General features: G+C 62.9%; 16 protein-coding genes. 6 read left to right on the forward strand and 10 right to left on the reverse strand.

Features of this window, described 5'->3' with window-relative positions:
- Positions 1–88 precede the first annotated feature (88 nt).
- Together KCX59_RS01375 and KCX59_RS01380 are read left to right on the forward strand one after the other, a co-directional pair.
- Positions 89–598 carry an RNA polymerase sigma factor gene (locus KCX59_RS01375; protein ID WP_179017510.1) on the forward strand — a complete coding sequence of 170 codons (510 nt, stop codon included), beginning with the start codon at positions 89–91 and terminating at the stop codon, positions 596–598.
- A 5-nt stretch (positions 599–603) separates the two neighbouring features.
- A complete protein-coding gene (locus KCX59_RS01380) occupies positions 604–1,614 on the forward strand; it encodes a hypothetical protein (protein WP_179017511.1) in 1,011 nt (336 codons plus the stop codon).
- A 67-nt stretch (positions 1,615–1,681) separates the two neighbouring features.
- Here KCX59_RS01380 and KCX59_RS01385 read toward each other — a convergent pair whose 3' ends face one another.
- A complete protein-coding gene (locus KCX59_RS01385; RefSeq protein WP_179017512.1) occupies positions 1,682–4,471 on the reverse strand; it encodes an alpha-amylase family glycosyl hydrolase in 2,790 nt (929 codons plus the stop codon).
- A 319-nt stretch (positions 4,472–4,790) separates the two neighbouring features.
- Here KCX59_RS01385 and KCX59_RS01390 point away from each other — a divergent pair, with 319 nt between their 5' ends.
- Together KCX59_RS01390 and KCX59_RS01395 are read left to right on the forward strand one after the other, a co-directional pair.
- Positions 4,791–4,988 (forward strand): hypothetical protein, encoded by a 198-nt coding sequence (locus KCX59_RS01390; protein ID WP_017197046.1) that lies wholly within the window; start codon positions 4,791–4,793, stop codon positions 4,986–4,988.
- Entirely contained in the window at positions 4,985–5,215 is a 231-nt protein-coding gene (locus tag KCX59_RS01395) for a hypothetical protein (protein WP_054808809.1), read from the forward strand. The genes KCX59_RS01390 and KCX59_RS01395 overlap by 4 nt, the downstream gene beginning before the upstream one ends.
- Positions 5,216–5,289: 74 nt before the next feature.
- On the opposite strand, the gene KCX59_RS01400 is transcribed toward KCX59_RS01395, so the two are convergent.
- The 5 genes from KCX59_RS01400 to KCX59_RS01420 form a co-directional block, all read right to left on the reverse strand.
- A complete protein-coding gene (locus tag KCX59_RS01400; RefSeq protein WP_179017513.1) occupies positions 5,290–6,333 on the reverse strand; it encodes a lactonase family protein in 1,044 nt (347 codons plus the stop codon).
- A 2-nt stretch (positions 6,334–6,335) separates the two neighbouring features.
- Entirely contained in the window at positions 6,336–7,166 is an 831-nt protein-coding gene (locus KCX59_RS01405) for an aldo/keto reductase (protein ID WP_178992899.1), read from the reverse strand.
- A 62-nt stretch (positions 7,167–7,228) separates the two neighbouring features.
- On the reverse strand, positions 7,229–8,236 hold the full coding sequence (locus tag KCX59_RS01410; protein ID WP_179017604.1) for an NAD-dependent epimerase/dehydratase family protein: 1,008 nt from the start codon (positions 8,234–8,236) through the stop codon (positions 7,229–7,231).
- A gap of 26 nt (positions 8,237–8,262) precedes the next feature.
- Positions 8,263–9,234, reverse strand: a complete 972-nt coding sequence (locus KCX59_RS01415) for an aldo/keto reductase (protein WP_179017514.1) — start codon at positions 9,232–9,234, stop codon at positions 8,263–8,265.
- Between the two features lie 26 nt (positions 9,235–9,260).
- On the reverse strand, positions 9,261–10,082 hold the full coding sequence (locus KCX59_RS01420; protein ID WP_179017515.1) for an aldo/keto reductase: 822 nt from the start codon (positions 10,080–10,082) through the stop codon (positions 9,261–9,263).
- Positions 10,083–10,266: 184 nt separating this feature from the next.
- Between KCX59_RS01420 and KCX59_RS01425 the strand changes: the two genes are divergently transcribed.
- Positions 10,267–11,145, forward strand: coding sequence for a helix-turn-helix transcriptional regulator (locus KCX59_RS01425; protein WP_179017516.1), 879 nt, complete (start codon positions 10,267–10,269; stop codon positions 11,143–11,145).
- Positions 11,146–11,198: 53 nt separating this feature from the next.
- Here KCX59_RS01425 and KCX59_RS01430 read toward each other — a convergent pair whose 3' ends face one another.
- Positions 11,199–11,408 (reverse strand): dodecin, encoded by a 210-nt coding sequence (locus tag KCX59_RS01430; RefSeq protein WP_011773002.1) that lies wholly within the window; start codon positions 11,406–11,408, stop codon positions 11,199–11,201.
- Positions 11,409–11,517: 109 nt separating this feature from the next.
- Entirely contained in the window at positions 11,518–12,324 is an 807-nt protein-coding gene (locus KCX59_RS01435) for an SDR family oxidoreductase (RefSeq protein ID WP_179017517.1), read from the reverse strand.
- Between the two features lie 160 nt (positions 12,325–12,484).
- Here KCX59_RS01435 and KCX59_RS01440 point away from each other — a divergent pair, with 160 nt between their 5' ends.
- Complete coding sequence (locus KCX59_RS01440; RefSeq protein ID WP_054808808.1) at positions 12,485–12,916, forward strand: universal stress protein; 432 nt, start codon at positions 12,485–12,487, stop codon at positions 12,914–12,916.
- An 80-nt stretch (positions 12,917–12,996) separates the two neighbouring features.
- Here KCX59_RS01440 and KCX59_RS01445 read toward each other — a convergent pair whose 3' ends face one another.
- Together KCX59_RS01445 and KCX59_RS01450 are read right to left on the reverse strand one after the other, a co-directional pair.
- Positions 12,997–14,673 (reverse strand): thiamine pyrophosphate-binding protein, encoded by a 1,677-nt coding sequence (locus KCX59_RS01445; RefSeq protein ID WP_179017518.1) that lies wholly within the window; start codon positions 14,671–14,673, stop codon positions 12,997–12,999.
- Positions 14,670–15,461, reverse strand: coding sequence for a cyclase family protein (locus tag KCX59_RS01450; protein WP_179017519.1), 792 nt, complete (start codon positions 15,459–15,461; stop codon positions 14,670–14,672). Before KCX59_RS01450 ends, KCX59_RS01445 begins: the two co-directional genes overlap by 4 nt.
- Between the last annotated feature and the right edge of the window lie 2 nt (positions 15,462–15,463).

The raw sequence follows: 15,463 nt of genomic DNA on the forward strand, positions 1-15,463 counted from the left end.
CTTGCCACCCCGTGTAACCCTGGCCGCCCGGCCGGAAACTATACAAGTATCCTGCAGTTCAGGGCTCTAATTATCAGGGGGAACAATCGTGCTTTCAGAGCGCGAATTGGCGTTCATCGCCATTCACAAAGACAGCTACCCATCCGTTTTCAAGTTCGTCTGCCGACGGGTTGAATCCGCGGAGGTAGCTGAAGAGATCGCGGCCGACGTGTTCCGGGTCGTATGGCAAAAATGGACCGACGATTCCCGCCCGGACCTCCCGTACCTCTTGACGGTTGCACGGAACCTGGTGGGAAATGCGTACAGGAGCCGTGACAGGCGCCTGGCGCTACAGGAAAAGCTGCGGACGACGGCGGTCCAACGGTTTGGTGACGACTCTGAGAACGTTGCTGTCCAGGATGCGATGGAACGCCTGCGCGAGAAGGACCGCGACATTTTGCAGATGGCGTACTGGGACGGTTTGGGGAGCGCCGATATAGCGAAGGTGCTGCAGTGCAGCGAATCGGCGGCTAAAGTCCGCCTTCACAGGGCCCGTACAGCCTTCCGGAAACATCTGCCTGCAGGGGCCGAATCGACTACACAGAAGATGGGGGTCTGAAGACAATGGATCCGATCAAGAACCAGATATCAGCAATTGACCCGCTCACTATCGATCCAGTGGCGGAACCCAACGGCGAAGAAGCGCTCCACAAAATTCTGTCGGGCACCACGGTGTTCAGCGACAGCCGCCCGATCGCCTCAGTGACGTCCCTGGAACAGCGCAGGCGACGCAAAGCCCAGATTGCCGGGGGACTGTTGCTCGGCGCTGCTGCCGTTACAGCGGGAGTGCTTGTGGCCGCCAACTTTGGCTCGATTAACACCGCGCCAGCGCCTGCCGTCACGGTTACGTCCACAGAAGCGACACCGACACCCAGCGTTTCGGTAACCCCAACGCCCACTCCCACGCCCTCAGTTACTCCGACCGCAACGCCCATAGTCGCCGGGCCGGTAACCCTGCCGCCCGTGGCCCCGACTATCCCGGCTGTGGCACCAACGCCGGTTTCGACAACGACCCAGCCGCCCCTTCCGGTGGCCACGTCGCAGACGTTTACGTTCCCCGACGGACACATCTCCTTCACGTACCCGGTGGGCTGGAGTGTCCGACCGGAGCAAGGGCCTTCCGCGGGTGCGACCATCTTGGACGGCACCGGTGCCGAGGTTGCCTTTATGAACAGCGGCTTCTACGGCGACGGAACCGGTGGCCCTGTTACCAGGACGGTGTATGACCGCGCAGTGGTGCCAGGTCTTACGGACACGTCCGGCAATCCCGTGGAGTTCGGCTTCGCGGCCAATCAGGCCAGGTATGTTCCTTACGGAGCACCCGCGGATAGTGCCCCGGTGCTGGATCCGCCGAGCTACTTCATGGACCTGCGGATTGCTTCCGAACTCCAGCCCGGTGAGACGGGGTCCGGATCCAACCAGATCTTGATGCCCAACGGGTACATGTCCGCACGTGTCATCTTTGATATCAACAAGCAGCCAGCCTTCGCTACGCCGGAAGCTGCCAAGGCGTGGATGGGCAGCGCCCAGTATGGCCAACTCAAGTCCATGCTCATGAGCGTGAGCTACAAATAAGCCCATCTGAGTAACAGTTGAGGCCGTTCTGACAGCTCAAAACGGCCTCAACTGCTACCTACTTGGGTTAGCGGACGGTAACCAGATGGCTGGCGGGGTCGTACCGGAAGGTGACCGGGCCGCCGTCGTGCTTCAACGCGATGTTGCTGCCGTTCGGGGCTCCGGACAGGCCGTAGTTCTCGGCCCATGAGCCGTTGATGGCGGCCTTGAACTCGTAACTTCCTGCGGCGAGATCGGGCACAGTGAGCTTCCAGAGTCCATCAGCGGCATCCAATGCCAGCTGGGCCTGGGCGCAGTCCGGCATCCAATCACCCGCGCAGCCGAGCTCGGAGTTCAGGCTTCCCGGCACGGAGACCGCCGCTGGCTGCTGGCCCGGAAACGCTGCGCTGATCACGTTGGTGGCGTGGTCGTACAGGAACGTGACAGCGCCGCCAGCGTGCTGGAACACCACGTTGGGTCCGTCCAACTCGCCACCCGCACCGTAGTTTTCGTCCCAGGTGCCGTTAAGCGCAGCCTTGAACTCGTAGCTGCCCGCCGGCAGGTTGGGGACGTTCAGTTGCCACAACCGATGCGTCGGCTCGTAGCTCATGAGCGCTTGCTCGCAGCCCGGCTGCCAGTCCTCGGTGCAACCCAGTTCGGTGTTGAGGCTGCCAGCGACGGTGACGGTTTCGGGTTGGGTTGGTTCTCCCACGACGCCGCTCTTCGGCTCACTCGTCGACGTCTGCCCGCGGTTGTCCAACACCACTGCGCGATACTCCACTGAGGACCCCGCCTCCACGGACGATACGTCGTGGAACACCTGGTAGGGCGCGTTGTCGTCGGTGCCGATCGGAGCCCACTCGCCGCCAGCAGTGCGCGCCTGGAAGGTGACCTCATAGAACGAGTTACCGTCGACGTCGGCCGTCACCTTCAGGCGACTAGCGTCACCAGCCGCGGTGACCGGCTTCTTAAGCACGACGCCGGGTGCTGCTTTGGACTTGGCAAGCCGCCCCGCTGCTTCGTAAACCACAGCCGAAAGCGGCGGGACGGTGACGGTCAGGTTTGCCTGCGAATCGGTCTTGGCGTTCTTCGCGGCGTCACCGTAGATCAGCTTGAACGGCTGCTTGGCTTCATACGTGGGGATCGCCGCGGTCTGGGCGGTCTCGCTGTTGTTTACGGCCACGATGTACTCGCGCTGGTCCTTGGCGTCGATGCGGGAGAAGGCGTAGATCCCTGCACCATCCGCTGCATAGCGGTTCTGCTGGGCACCGCTACGGAGCGTTGGATGCTCAGCCGTGAGGGCCGCGAGTTCGCTGATCTTTTTGTACAGCGGGTGCTGGGTGTCGAAGTTGTCCGTGGCGTGGGTGGAGCCGGTGCCCAAGAGATCGTCATCCAGGTATTCCTGGACCTTGCTCGCGAACATCGTCTGCCGTGAATCCTGGTCCCCGCCGGCACCGGTGAAGCCCTGCTCGTCACCGTAATAGATCACGGGGTTGCCGCGCGAGAAGTACATCAGCTCATGGGCGAGCTCGTCGCGTTCAACCAGTTCGGCGTCGGACGCTCCCGGGTTGTCCTGGGCGATGAAGGTGCCGATGCGGCCCATGTCGTGGTTACCCAGGAAGGTGGGCAGTTGGTAAACGTTGGAGTCGGCGTCCGTGTACCAGTCATCCCCATTGAAGAAGTCCGCCAGGCCGGTTGCCTTGCTGCTCTGGGACGCGAAGCTCCGGGCCGCTCCTTGGAAGCCGAAGTCCAGCACCGCCTGCATCTGGTTCTTGGTGGTGAACTTGGACGTGATGCTCTTGGAGGTGTCGAAGACCTCGCCGAACATGAAGAACTCGTCCTTGCCTTGTTCCTTGGCATAGCTGAGAACCTGGGGTCCGAACTGCTGCCAGAATTCGTCGTTGACGTGCTTCATGGTGTCGATGCGGAAGCCGTCGATCCCGAAGTCGCGGATCCACGTTTTATAGACGTCCATCATCCCGTTCACCACCTTCGGGTTCTCGGTGAACAGGTCGTCCAGCCCAAAGAAGTCGCCGTAGAGGGAGTCCTCACCGGCAAAGTTGGTGTTGCCCCGGTTGTGATAGAGCGTGGGGTCGTTCAGCCAGGACGGAACCTTGACGTCCTTCTCTGCCTCGGGGACCACTGGCGTGTACGGGAACGACGCCGCCGGATCCAGCGTGGGGAAGTCCTGCGTCCCGGCATAGTCGCGGTCATCGAAGACCTCCCCGGCAGCGGTCAGATAGGGTTCCGCTTCCTTGGAAATGTAGGGAGCCGAGGCGGTCTCCTCATACTGGATCACGTCCGCGGTGTGGTTGGTGATGATGTCGAAGTACACCTTCATGCCACGGGCGTGTGCGGCATCGATGAGGGTCTTCAACTCGGCGTTGGTGCCCAAGTGGGGGTCGATCTGGGTGAAGTCCGTGACCCAGTACCCGTGGTAGCCGGCCGAACTGTTCGCCAGGGTGCCGTCACCCTGGACCGCTTTGTTCTTGAAGCTCGGTGTGAGCCAGAGGGAATTGGTGCCCAGCCCTTGAATGTAGTCCAGCTGGTCCTGGAGGCCCTTCAAGTCGCCGCCGTTGAAGAAGCCCTTGCGGGTGGGGTCAAAGCCGGACACCATCGGATCGGTACCCAGCCCGCCGTCGTCGTTGGTCTTGGTGCCGTTATTGAAGCGGTCGGCCATGACGAAGTAGAAGTTCTGGTCGCTGACACCGCCTCGGATTGAGTGCTGGGCGGCCGGATCGGGTGTGCTGGCTGGTGCGGCACCTGCGGGGAGGACGGCCGAGGCGGTGAGTGCCGCCGTCGTCAGCACAATAGCTGCGATTCGGCCGAGTGGCGGGCGCTGGGGGCAGAGGTGGTGTCTATTGCTGCGAGATAACAAGTGATGGAACCTTCCGCTAAGCGACAGTGCTGTGGGACAAGGATGCTGTGTGGCACGTCACAACTGTAAGCGCTTCCGTGCACTCATGCCATAGATAGCAGGCATTTCAGAATATGACGGGCTGCTTCGGTTTCCGTTCGCTGGAAGCGCTTGCACCGTTTCTAGCTGAAATGGCGCGGGATTTTCACTGTGTCTCTGCATGGCGCTGGCAGGAAACGTTATGCACTTGCCCATAACCAAGCTCGCGTGACTTGCATAGGGTTGAAGAGATCTGCTTCACAAAACACCCCCGATCTACCTCCAAGGATGAGTTTCAACGATGAAGAGCATCGCCCTCCTGCGCGAACGAGCCACCCGCGTCATGCCTACCGGATCCCACTGCCCGGCGTCAGGCCTGTGGAGCCCGGATTCCGATCCCGATGCCGTCCAGGTTTTCGCGGAAGGCCACATCCTGCCGGCGCACAATGGCGTACCCACTGTGTGGCGCCGCCGCACTGCCGCTGAAGTGTCGGCATGACCAGCACCATCCTGAACAGGCCCGCCGATTACCGCCACGTACCGGCGGCAGAGTGGACTGAACTCAGCTCCGGCGATCCCGTGTGGATCTACGACGTGGCGTGGGGTGCCGGGACCGGCCGCGTGGACGATGTTTCCAAGCACCAGGAATTGCTCTGGGTCATCCTTGAACCGACCGGTCGCAGGCTCATCTGCGGAACGGACGACGTCGAGGTCTGGACCGTCTAAAAAGACTCGCCGAGGTGGCATTTAATACCAATGTCTGAGCGGATCATACGTATTAAATGCCATCTCGGCGGTAGTTAAACGGCGGGAATCAGCACGCTCGGAGAGCCCGTCTCCACCCGACTCACAACGCCGTCCGGCAGGCCGGTTTCACGGTTCAGTTTGAAGCTCACGACGTCGTCCGAGCCTTCGTTGGCTACGTATAGCCAGCCTTCGCGGACCAGGTGGTGGCGCGGCCACTCGCCGCCGCACGGCACGTCGGCGACCGGCTCCAGCTCAGCCCCGCCGTGGGACACCTTCAAAACACAAATACGGTTGGATCCCCGCACGCCAACGTAAGCGAAGCGGCCGTCGGGCGAGAGCCCAATCTCCGCACCGGCGTCGCCCTCTTTTGCCCCGGTGGCACTCGCCGGAACCATGGTTGTGAGCTCGTAAGTGCCGTCCGGTTCCATCCGAAGTGCGGCTACTTCCACGGAATATTCCGTGTCCACGAACACAGTACCGCTGTGATGGCGGGCCATATGCCGGGGCCCTGAGCCCGCCGGCAGGATCACCTGATGATCCTGCTGCAATCTTCCGCCGGGCGAGTACCGCCACACCCTGACCAGATCATGCCCCAAGTCTGTGGTCATGACACGGCCGTCCGGGAGCATCAGGCTTGAATGCGCCCGACTCGGGCGCGGCTCGTCCGGAGACGTTGCAGTGTGGGGATCGACGGCGGCTGCCGCGCTTGTGTGCGAGGTGATGGCGCCGTCGTCGTCCAGTTCGTACAGGATGACCTGGCCGTCACCCCAACAGGTGGCCACAATAAAGCGTCCGTGCGGATCGGCGGCTACGTGGCAGGTCGCTTCGCCGGCCGGCCAGGGATCGCCGAAAGCCTCCAGTTCAACGTCCCCCGTCCGGCGATACGCCCGCACAGTCTTGCCTTCCTCGGCTACGGCGTAAACCACCGGGAGTGACGGGTGCAGTGCAAGGAACGATGGTGAGTTGGCGGCAGTCGCCAAACCAAGGGACGTCAGCCGGCCGTCATCATCGGCCGAAAGTGCGACGATGCCCTGGCCGTTGCCGTTCCTGTCGGCTGTGTACGAACCAACCCAGATCAGTGCCTTTTTGGTCCCCATGCTCAGTGCCCCTGTACGTCTGAGTCCACACCGGCGTCCGGTCCGGCGTCGAGGGTTTGCAGCTTGGTGAGGTCGTCGTGGTCCAGTTCGAAGTCGAAAATGTCCAGGTTCTCCTTCATGCGCTGCGGATTTGCGGTTTTGGGTATGGCCACCAAGCCCTGCTGGATGTGCCATCGGAGGACCACCTGGCCCGGCGTCTTGCCGTACTTATTGCCGATGCCGGCCAACACTGGCGCGTTTAAGAGGTCGCTGCCGGCACCCAGCGGGCTGTACGACTCGGTGATGATGCCATTCGCTTCGTTGAAAGCCCGGGCGGCGGGCCGCGGGATGGAGGGGCTGACCTGGATCTGGTTGACCGCAGGAACAATATCAGTCGCCCTGAACAGCTGGTCCAGGTGGGAGGGCTTGAAGTTGGAAACGCCAATGGACCGTGCTTTGCCGGAGGCCTGCAGTTCCTCGAAGGTCTTCCACGTGGACACGAACTCACCGCGGCGGGGGAGCGGCCAGTGGATCAAAAGGAGATCAACATATTCCAGCCCCAAGCGCTCCAACGAGCCGTCCAGCCCTGCCCCGGCTTTGCCGGAGCCTTGGAATTCCCCGTCCAATTTGGTGGTGATGAAGAGTTCTTCGCGATTCACCCCGCAGGCCCGGATGCCGTTGCCCACGCCCTTCTCATTGCCATACTTCTTCGCCGTGTCCACGTGCCGGTAGCCGTGAGATACCGCCTCCACCACGGCATCGGCAACCTGGGCGTCATTCAGCGGCCACGTGCCGAGTCCCAGTTGAGGGATCTTGTGGCCGTCGTTGAGTTCGATGAGCGGGGCAAGTGTCATGGGGCATGATCTCCTTTGGGTCTGTTGCTGTTCTACGCTGGCCGCTTGCTGCTTGGCAACAGCTACCGGCGCGACCATTCATAGAGCCGATCACTCAACTCCATAAAATCCTCGCTCACTGTCTGCAGCTCGGGATGGGTGTCATGCCATTCGACGATCTCCCTGGCACCGTCCGCGAACGGAATCGTGGCCCGGTAGTCAGGGACCAGGGCTTTGATTTTGGAGTTGTCGAACACCACGGAGTGCGAGCGGTCGCCCAACAGATTGGGGCCGAGCTCGGAGCTGTGGGCTGCGATGGTGTCCGAAGAAACGTGGAACAGTTCCGGTTCCTCCACCCCGGCCGCACGCGCAAACAAGCGGTAGATCTGGTTCCACGGCAGGAACTCGTCCGAGGTAATCGTGTAGCTCTCACCTACGGCTTGCGGTCGGCCCAGAAGACCGACGAACGCCTTGGCGAAGTCCCGGCTGTGGGTCAGCGTCCAGAGAGACGTTCCATCGCCGTGCACCATGATCGGCATTCCGGCCCGCATCCGGTGGATGTCGGTCCAGCCGCCCACCATGGCGATCTTGGTCCGGTCGTAAGTGTGGGATGGTCGCACAACGGTCAGCGGGAAATCCTGCTCACGGTAGGCCTCGAACAGCAGTTCCTCGCAAGCGATCTTGTCCTGTGAATATTTCCAGAACGGATTCTTCAAGGGCGTGGATTCCCTGATGGGAAGCATCGTTGGCGGCTTCTGGTACGCCGAAGCGGAACTGATAAAGACGTACTGTCCGGTCCGTCCACGGAACAATTCCAAGCCCGCCCGCGCCTGGTCCGGGGTGAAGGAAATAAAGTCCGCAACGGCGTCGAACTCCCTTCCCTGAAGTACCTCACGCACGGCGGCGGCGTCCCGGACATCTGCGTGGAGCACTTCCGCCCCTTCGGGGACCGGCCGCCCGGCTGACCGTCCCCTGTTGAGGATGGTCAGCCGGTGGCCCAGTGCGACGGCGCGTTCAGCCGCCGCCGCACTGATGACGCCCGTGCCGCCGATGAACAGGATGTTCCGTGGCGAGACGGTGTCCGCAGCCATCCCGAGGCTGTGGGGGAGGAGGCTGCTCACCAGGCGTAATCTTCGGGGGCGGGGCGGTGGCCCGGGAAGATGTCATCCAGCCGCTTGAGTGCGTCCTCGTTCAAGGTGACGTCCAAGGCGCGGATGGCCGCATCGAGCTGCTCCTGGGTTCGAGGCCCGACGATCGGGGCCGTCACCGCAGGCTGGTGGAGAAGCCAAGCCAACGCAACATCTCCGGGTGCATGGCCCAGTTCGTCCGCGAAATCCTCGTACTGGCGGATCTGCTCCTCGTGCTTCTTGAGGGTCTCCAATGCCCGCCCCTCGGTGCGGCGGACACCCTGCTCTTCCTTCTTCAATACGCCACCCAGCAGCCCGCCCTGCAGCGGCGACCACGGGATCAAGCCAAGGCCGTACTGCTGCGCAGCCGGGATGACCTCGAGCTCAACTTCGCGCCGGAACAGGTTGTAGATGGACTGCTCACTGACCAGCCCGGTGTAGTTCCGCCTGCGGGCGGCTTCCTGCGCCTGGGCGATGTGCCAGCCGGCAAAGTTGCTGCTGCCCGAGTAGAGGATCTTGCCCTGCTGGACGCCCACCTCGATTGCCTGCCAAATCTCGTCCCACGGCGTATCGCGATCGATGTGGTGAAACTGGTAAACGTCGATGTAGTCCGTCTGCAGCCGCTTCAGGCTCGCATCGAGTGCGCGGCGGATATTGAGCGCCGACAACTTGGACTCATTGGGGCGGTCCGTCATGGTGCCGTACAACTTGGTGGCAAGGACAGTGCGCTCGCGCCGCTCGCCGCCCTTCGCGAACCAGCGGCCGATGATTTCCTCGGTCCAGCCGCGGTGCCCGCTTCCGCCGTACACGTTGGCTGTGTCGAAGAAGTTGATGCCGGAATCCAGTGCGGAGTCCATGATGGAGTGGGCTGTTGCCTCGTCCGTCTGCGGACCGAAGTTCATGGTGCCCAGGCAGAGACGTGAAACTTTCAGGCCGGAACGGCCAAGGTGGGTGTACTGCATGTTTGTCCTTTGTTGAGAGCTGTGTCTTAGAGCTGGGTGAAAGCTGCGACGGCGGGATCGGAGCCGATGCGGCCCCCCGCCTCGAGTGCCGTAATGGCTGCCAGTTCGGATTCGGTGAGTGTGAGATCGGCGGCGCCGAAGTTCTCCCGCATCCTCTTGGAGTCAGCGGACTTGGGGATCACTATGGTTCCCTGCGCGAGGTGCCAGGCCAGGATCACCTGTGCAGGAGTAGTGCTGTGGGCCGCGGCCACGAGGGCCACCTGCTCGGCGTTCAGGTCCTTCCCCTGCCCCAATGGGCTGTACGCCTCCACAGCGATGCCGAGGTCGCGGCACTTGGCGGCCAGCTCGCCTTGTTGGTACGTGGGGTGAACTTCGATCTGGTTGACCGCCGGAAGTACCTCCGCCTCCTTAAGCAGTGTGTCCACGTGCTCGGAGAGGAAGTTGGAGATGCCGATGGCCCGGATCTGCTTGTCCTGGTACAGCTTCTCCATCTCTTTCCACGCCTGCGTGTAGAGGCCCTGCGAAGGAACGGGCCAGTGAATCAGGTACAGGTCAATGACTTCCAGGCCCAAGGCATCCTGGCTCCGTTGGAAGGCGTCATAAGCCTCGCCCTGCTCGCCGTTGCGAAGCTTGGTGGTGATGAAAAGTTCTTCCCGCGGAATGCCCGAAGCGGCGACGGCAGCGCCGACCCCTGCCTCATTGCGGTACGCAGCCGCGGTGTCGATGTGGCGGTAGCCGGCTTCCAAGGCGTCTTCCACTACCTTCTGCGTTTCCTCTGCAGGTACTTGGAAGACACCGAAACCGAGCTGGGGGATGGTGACGCCGTTATTCAATGTCAGCTCTGGCATGACGGTCTCCTTCGACGGGATGGTGATGGCGATGACTCCAGAAAGCGTTTTCGGAGGCTCTGTACTGAGCCTATGCAGTTTTGGCCCCAGAGTCAGCAACCCAGCCTGATCCTGTTTTTCCTAGGTCTGGTAGTCCTACCCAGAATGGTGGTCTTTCACACGCTACGAACGGCAGAATGGACGGATGGGTCAAAGCGCCGAATTCGGTAAGTTCCTCAAAGTCATGCGTGCCCGTCTCTCACCCGAGGACGCCGGGTCGCAGGAATCCAGCGGTGCCCGCAGGGTGCCCGGACTTCGCCGCGAGGAAGTTGCCCGGCTCTCCGGAGTGAGTACCGACTACTACACGCGCCTTGAACAGGGCCGCAACATTCACCCGTCCAAAGCGGTCCTCGACTCGGTGGCCCGGGCACTTCGCCTGGACGCGGGGGAGCATGCGCACATGATGGACCTGCTGGAGCACTGCGCCAGTTCCGCGGGCAATCCCGGCCCCGCGCAAAAAGTGAGGCCCGCGCTCCGGCAGCTGCTGGACGCCGTCGGTGATGTTCCGGCCATGGTGCTGGGCAGGCGGGCGGACGTCCTGGCCGGAAACCGGATGGCTCACCTGCTTTTCGCCGACTTTCCGTCACTCCCGGCAGCGGAGCGGAACCTGACCCGCTGGATCATCCTGGATCCCTCGGCGGGGCAGTTGTTCAGGGACTGGAAAACCGTGGCCGCTGAAGCCGTGGGTGCTCTGCGAATGGACGTAGGCCGGCACCCCAACGATCCCCGGACCAACCAACTGGTGGGCGAACTCGCCGTGCACAGCGAGCATTTCCGGCAATGGTGGGCCGGACACAGGGTGGCATCACGATCCGCAGGTACCGTGCGGCTGCACCACCCGATCGTTGGTGACCTCGAACTGAACTTTGAGACGCTGAGTCTCCCGGACGACCCCGACCAGATGCTGAGGGTCTATTCCGCGAAGGCCGGCTCGCCGTCGTCGGACGCTTTGACGCTGCTCAGCTTGGGTGACGTGGGCACCAAGGCAAAGGACCGCGAACCCGCCCGCCGAGATGGCAGTTAATGACAATCCGGAGCTCCGGAACTGTCATCAACTGCCATTTCGCGGAGAGGTAATCAGCGCTCCAGGCGGAAACCAAGCTTGATGGTGACCTGCCAGTCGGCCACTGCGCCGTCTTCGAGGTGGCCGCGGATTTCCTTGACCTCAAACCAGTCCAGGTTCCGCAGGGTCTGGGAGGCTGTTGCGATGCCATTCTTGATCGCGTCGTCAACGCCTTCGGTGGAAGTTCCTACAATTTCGGAAACGCTATATGTGTGGCCAGCCATGGTGCTCCTCATCAACGTCTTACGAATCTCTGGAAATTTCGGGCCCGCCAGGCAGGCCGTTCATGCAGACTAGCCCACGGATCTCCAAGCGGCCAGAGGTGTTGCAGCCTTAGCTTTCGCGCCAGTCGTTGCTGGTGATGTGCGAACCTGCCTGTGGCCCCATTTGCAGCATTCCGCCGTCCACAGGCCATGACGCGCCGTTGACGTAGCTGGAATCCGGTGATGCCAGGAAGGCGATGACGGCGGCGACTTCCCGGGCATCGCCGGGGCGTCCCAGCGGAACTCCGGGCCGTTCCTTCTGAGTGGGATCCTCGTCCTCCTGGCCTGTCATGGGAGTAGCGATTTCGCCCGGCGCCACGTTGTTGGCAGTGATGCCGTGCTCAGCGAGTTCCAGGGCCATGGTTTTGATGAGTCCACCCAAGCCGTGCTTGGACGCGTCATACGCCGAGGCTCCAACCCTTGGCTGGAACTCATGGACGCTGGTGACCGCGATGATCCGCCCACCGCGGCCGGCCCGCACCATACGCTTGGCTGCTGTCTGCATTGCCACGAAAGCCCCGTTGAGGTTGGTGTCCAAGGTGGACATCCACGTGTCGTAGTCCAGCTCAAGGAACTTAGTGCCATCGCCGGTTCCGGAGTTGTTGACGAAGACGTCCACGCCGCCAAGTTCCTCAGCGAGCTTGTCGATGGCCACGGCCGTTCCCCGGACATCCGTGGTGTCCAGTTGGTGGACCACTGCTTTCCGACCCAGGCCGCGGACCTCCTCCGCGGTTTCCTCAGCGCCCTGCTGATCCGAGTGCCACGTGATCCCCACGTCCATGCCTGCTTTGGCCAAGGCCACCGCGGTGGCCCGCCCGATACCGGAATCCGATCCCGTGACGATGGCGGTCTGCGGGGAAAATGGTGCGTCGCTCATTGTCTTGCCTTTCGGTCGTGTGATCGCTCCGATGCTTAATCACTACCCAGTGATTCCGGCCGTAAACACTCCCGGCGCAAAAGGGTCATCCCGGCGGATGGGGATGGAGTGTAGATTTCTTGCAGCAGCACCCAGTGAATCCCCACAACCAGGAGTACTCATGTCAGAAGTTATTGTGGTCGGCGTTGACAGCAGCGAGACGGCCAAGCGCGCAGCAGTGGCAGCAGCGAAGCTCGCCACCGCCCTCGGCGCCGAACTGCACGTGATCAGCGGCTTCTCCGATGACCGCATTGAAGAATTCGGCAGCGGCAGCGACCGCATCACCGTCTCCTCCGCGGACTCCGCAGAATACGTGGCCCGCAAGGTTTCCGAAGAGCTGGACGTACCCGCCGGCAACATCAAGTACTTCGCAGCCCGCGGCACACCTGCCAACGCCCTCATCAACTACGCCGAGACCAACAACGCCTCGCTGATCGTGGTGGGCAACAAGCGCATGAAGGGCCTCGGCCGCGTACTCGGCAGCATCGCCAACAGCGTGGCGCATGGTGCTCCCTGCGACGTGTACATCGTGAACACGGACGTCGACGCATAACCACCCCAAGTAAGTGACAGCAAACGTCGCTATGACCGCTCATAGCGACGTTTGCTGTTACTCAGTTGGGTGCACGGCGGCTAGTGGCCCTGAAAGGCCTCAGCCAGCCACCACGAGCCGCCGTCGGAGGCGATCTTCGCGTCGATGACCAGCGGCCGGTCTTGTGTTCCGGCTTCATAAGCGGCGATCCACGGGCGTACGGCGTCCAAGTCCGCCACGGTCCGGACGGTGATGCCTTCGGCGCCGAATCCGCGGGCGATAGCGGCAATGTCGGTATCGGGGAACACGACGCTGGAGAGCTCTGCTTCCGAGTGCTCCGAAGCGAAGTGGTGGACCTCGGCTCCGTAGGCGGCGTCGTTGTAGACGATGCACACCAGCGGGAGTTTCAGCCTTGCGGCGGTCTCCAGCTCGCTGATGCCCATGAGGAATCCGCCGTCACCTGCACCGAGGACCGGCAAGCGGTTCGGCTGGGCAAGTGCTGCGCCGATGGCCGTGTACAGTCCGAGCCCGATGGCTTGGAAGGCTTGGGTGAAGCAGAATCCGTACTCGTCCGGCACGGCAAGGTATTGGCTGGGATAGCCCATGAAGTTGCCCGAATCCACGGCCACGATTCTTTCGGCCGGGAGCAGGGTGTCGAGTTCGCGGGTGAGGACGCGCGGGTCGATGGCTGTCGCGGTGGACAAGTCTTCAGTCTCGACGTCCCGCCACCGCGAACCTTGTTTGATGGCCAGCGCGTTGGCCTCGGTGCGGTACTTTTCTGCCGGTTCGGGCTGTGAACCGGTCAGCGCGGCCAGCGCATCGGCCGCGGTCAGCCCCGAATCGCCCAAGACACCCAGTGAAATGGGCCGGTTAGCGCCCAGGGCAGAGTCTTCGACGTCGATCTGCACCACCGTGGTGCCGGCGGAAATCAGCCGTCCGTGCCGCATGGTCCACATGTTCAGCGCGCAACCCCATCCCACGATCAGGTCGGCACCGCTGATGAACTCGGCAGTGGCAGGCGAGGAGAATCCGCCCGAGATACCCAGGTTGTGGGAATCGCCGTTGAATAGCCCGCTCGCCACCGCGGACGTTGCCACCAGCGCGCCAGCATGCCGGGCCAGCGCCAGGATTTCGTCCCGGGCGCCCCGCCCGCCGCGTCCGGCAACGAACACCGGCCGTTCAGCTTTCGCTATCAGTGCGGCCAGTTGCTCCACGGCGCCAGTGTCTGGGCGCACCTTCAACGGTTCAGGCACGACGACGGCGCTCACCTCGTCCGCGGCGGCTCCGCTTTGAACGTCCAGCGGCAAGCTCAACACCACGGTGCGGCGTTCATTCACCGCAGTCCGGAAGGCCCTGACGGTGTCCGCGACGGCTGTTGCGGGGGAGTGGATGCGTTCGGCCACGGCTCCGACGCTCCGGGCCAGGGCGTCTTGGTCGATCTTGAAGTTGGACCGGACGGCCGCGGCCTGGGTATCGGCGGTCAGCACGATCATCGGCGTCCGGCTCTTCGCTGCCTCACCGATGCCGGTGATGGCGTTGCTCAGCCCGCAGCCTTGATGCGTGGTGACCACCCCGACTTTCCCGGACATCCGGGAGTACGCGTCGGCCATGGTCGCCGCACCGCCCTCGTGCCGGGTGGCCGTGAACGGGATGCCCTCGGCCATGAGAGTGCCGGTGACATCGAAGTTGCCGCTGCCCACCACCCCAAAAACGTGCCCGACGCCGAGCTTCGCCAGCGTCCTGCCCACCAACGTGGAGACCCGCACTTGCCCGCTCATGCCTTCTCCACCGCGCCCTTTTCCACTAGCGCGTACACGCGGCTCGGGCTGCCCGTCCCGCCGACGATCGGCAACGGAGCGACCACCAACGTCGCACCGGTGACGGGGAGTCGGTCCACGTTCCGTAGCGACGTCACGCCGTACTTGTCCGCGCCGAGCAGGAATGAGTGGACCGGGAACATTGGATCCAGGCCACCGGCCTGACCAGCGTCGATGCCCACGGTTTCCACACCGAAACCACTGATCGAGGCGTTCCCGGCGAGCCACTTGGCACCTGCCGCAGAGACACCGGGAGTGTGGGGTCCGGCGTCGTCCGCGTTGACGAAAGCCGCAGCGTCAGCGCCTCGGGCCGCCCAACCCGTCCGGAAGATCACCCAGCAGTTCTCCGGAAATGCGCCATGCTCGTGCTGCCACTGCTCAAAGTGCTCAGGTTCCAACAGGAAATCCGGGTCCTCCGCCACCTCGAGCGACTTGTCGATCACTACAACCGGGCCCACCAGTCGATGTGGTTCGATCTGGTCCACGGACTTGCCGTCCTTGCCCGTGATCCAGTGGACCGGTGCGTCCAGGTGCGTCCCGGCGTGTTCACCCACGGTGACGTCGTTCCACGCCCAGGCCGGACCGGCGTCGTCGAAATTGCTCACCGGCGACACGGATAACCCCACCGTGTTCGCGAACGGCTGCGGCAGGTTCAGGATGGGGGTCTCGGAACTGAGCGGCGTGGTGAGGTCGATGATCTCCACGGAACCACTCGAGAGGGCTGCAGTGAGCCCGGCCAGAACAGACATTG

The organism is Paenarthrobacter nitroguajacolicus, assembly GCF_051027655.1.
GTDB lineage: Bacteria > Actinomycetota > Actinomycetes > Actinomycetales > Micrococcaceae > Arthrobacter > Arthrobacter nitroguajacolicus.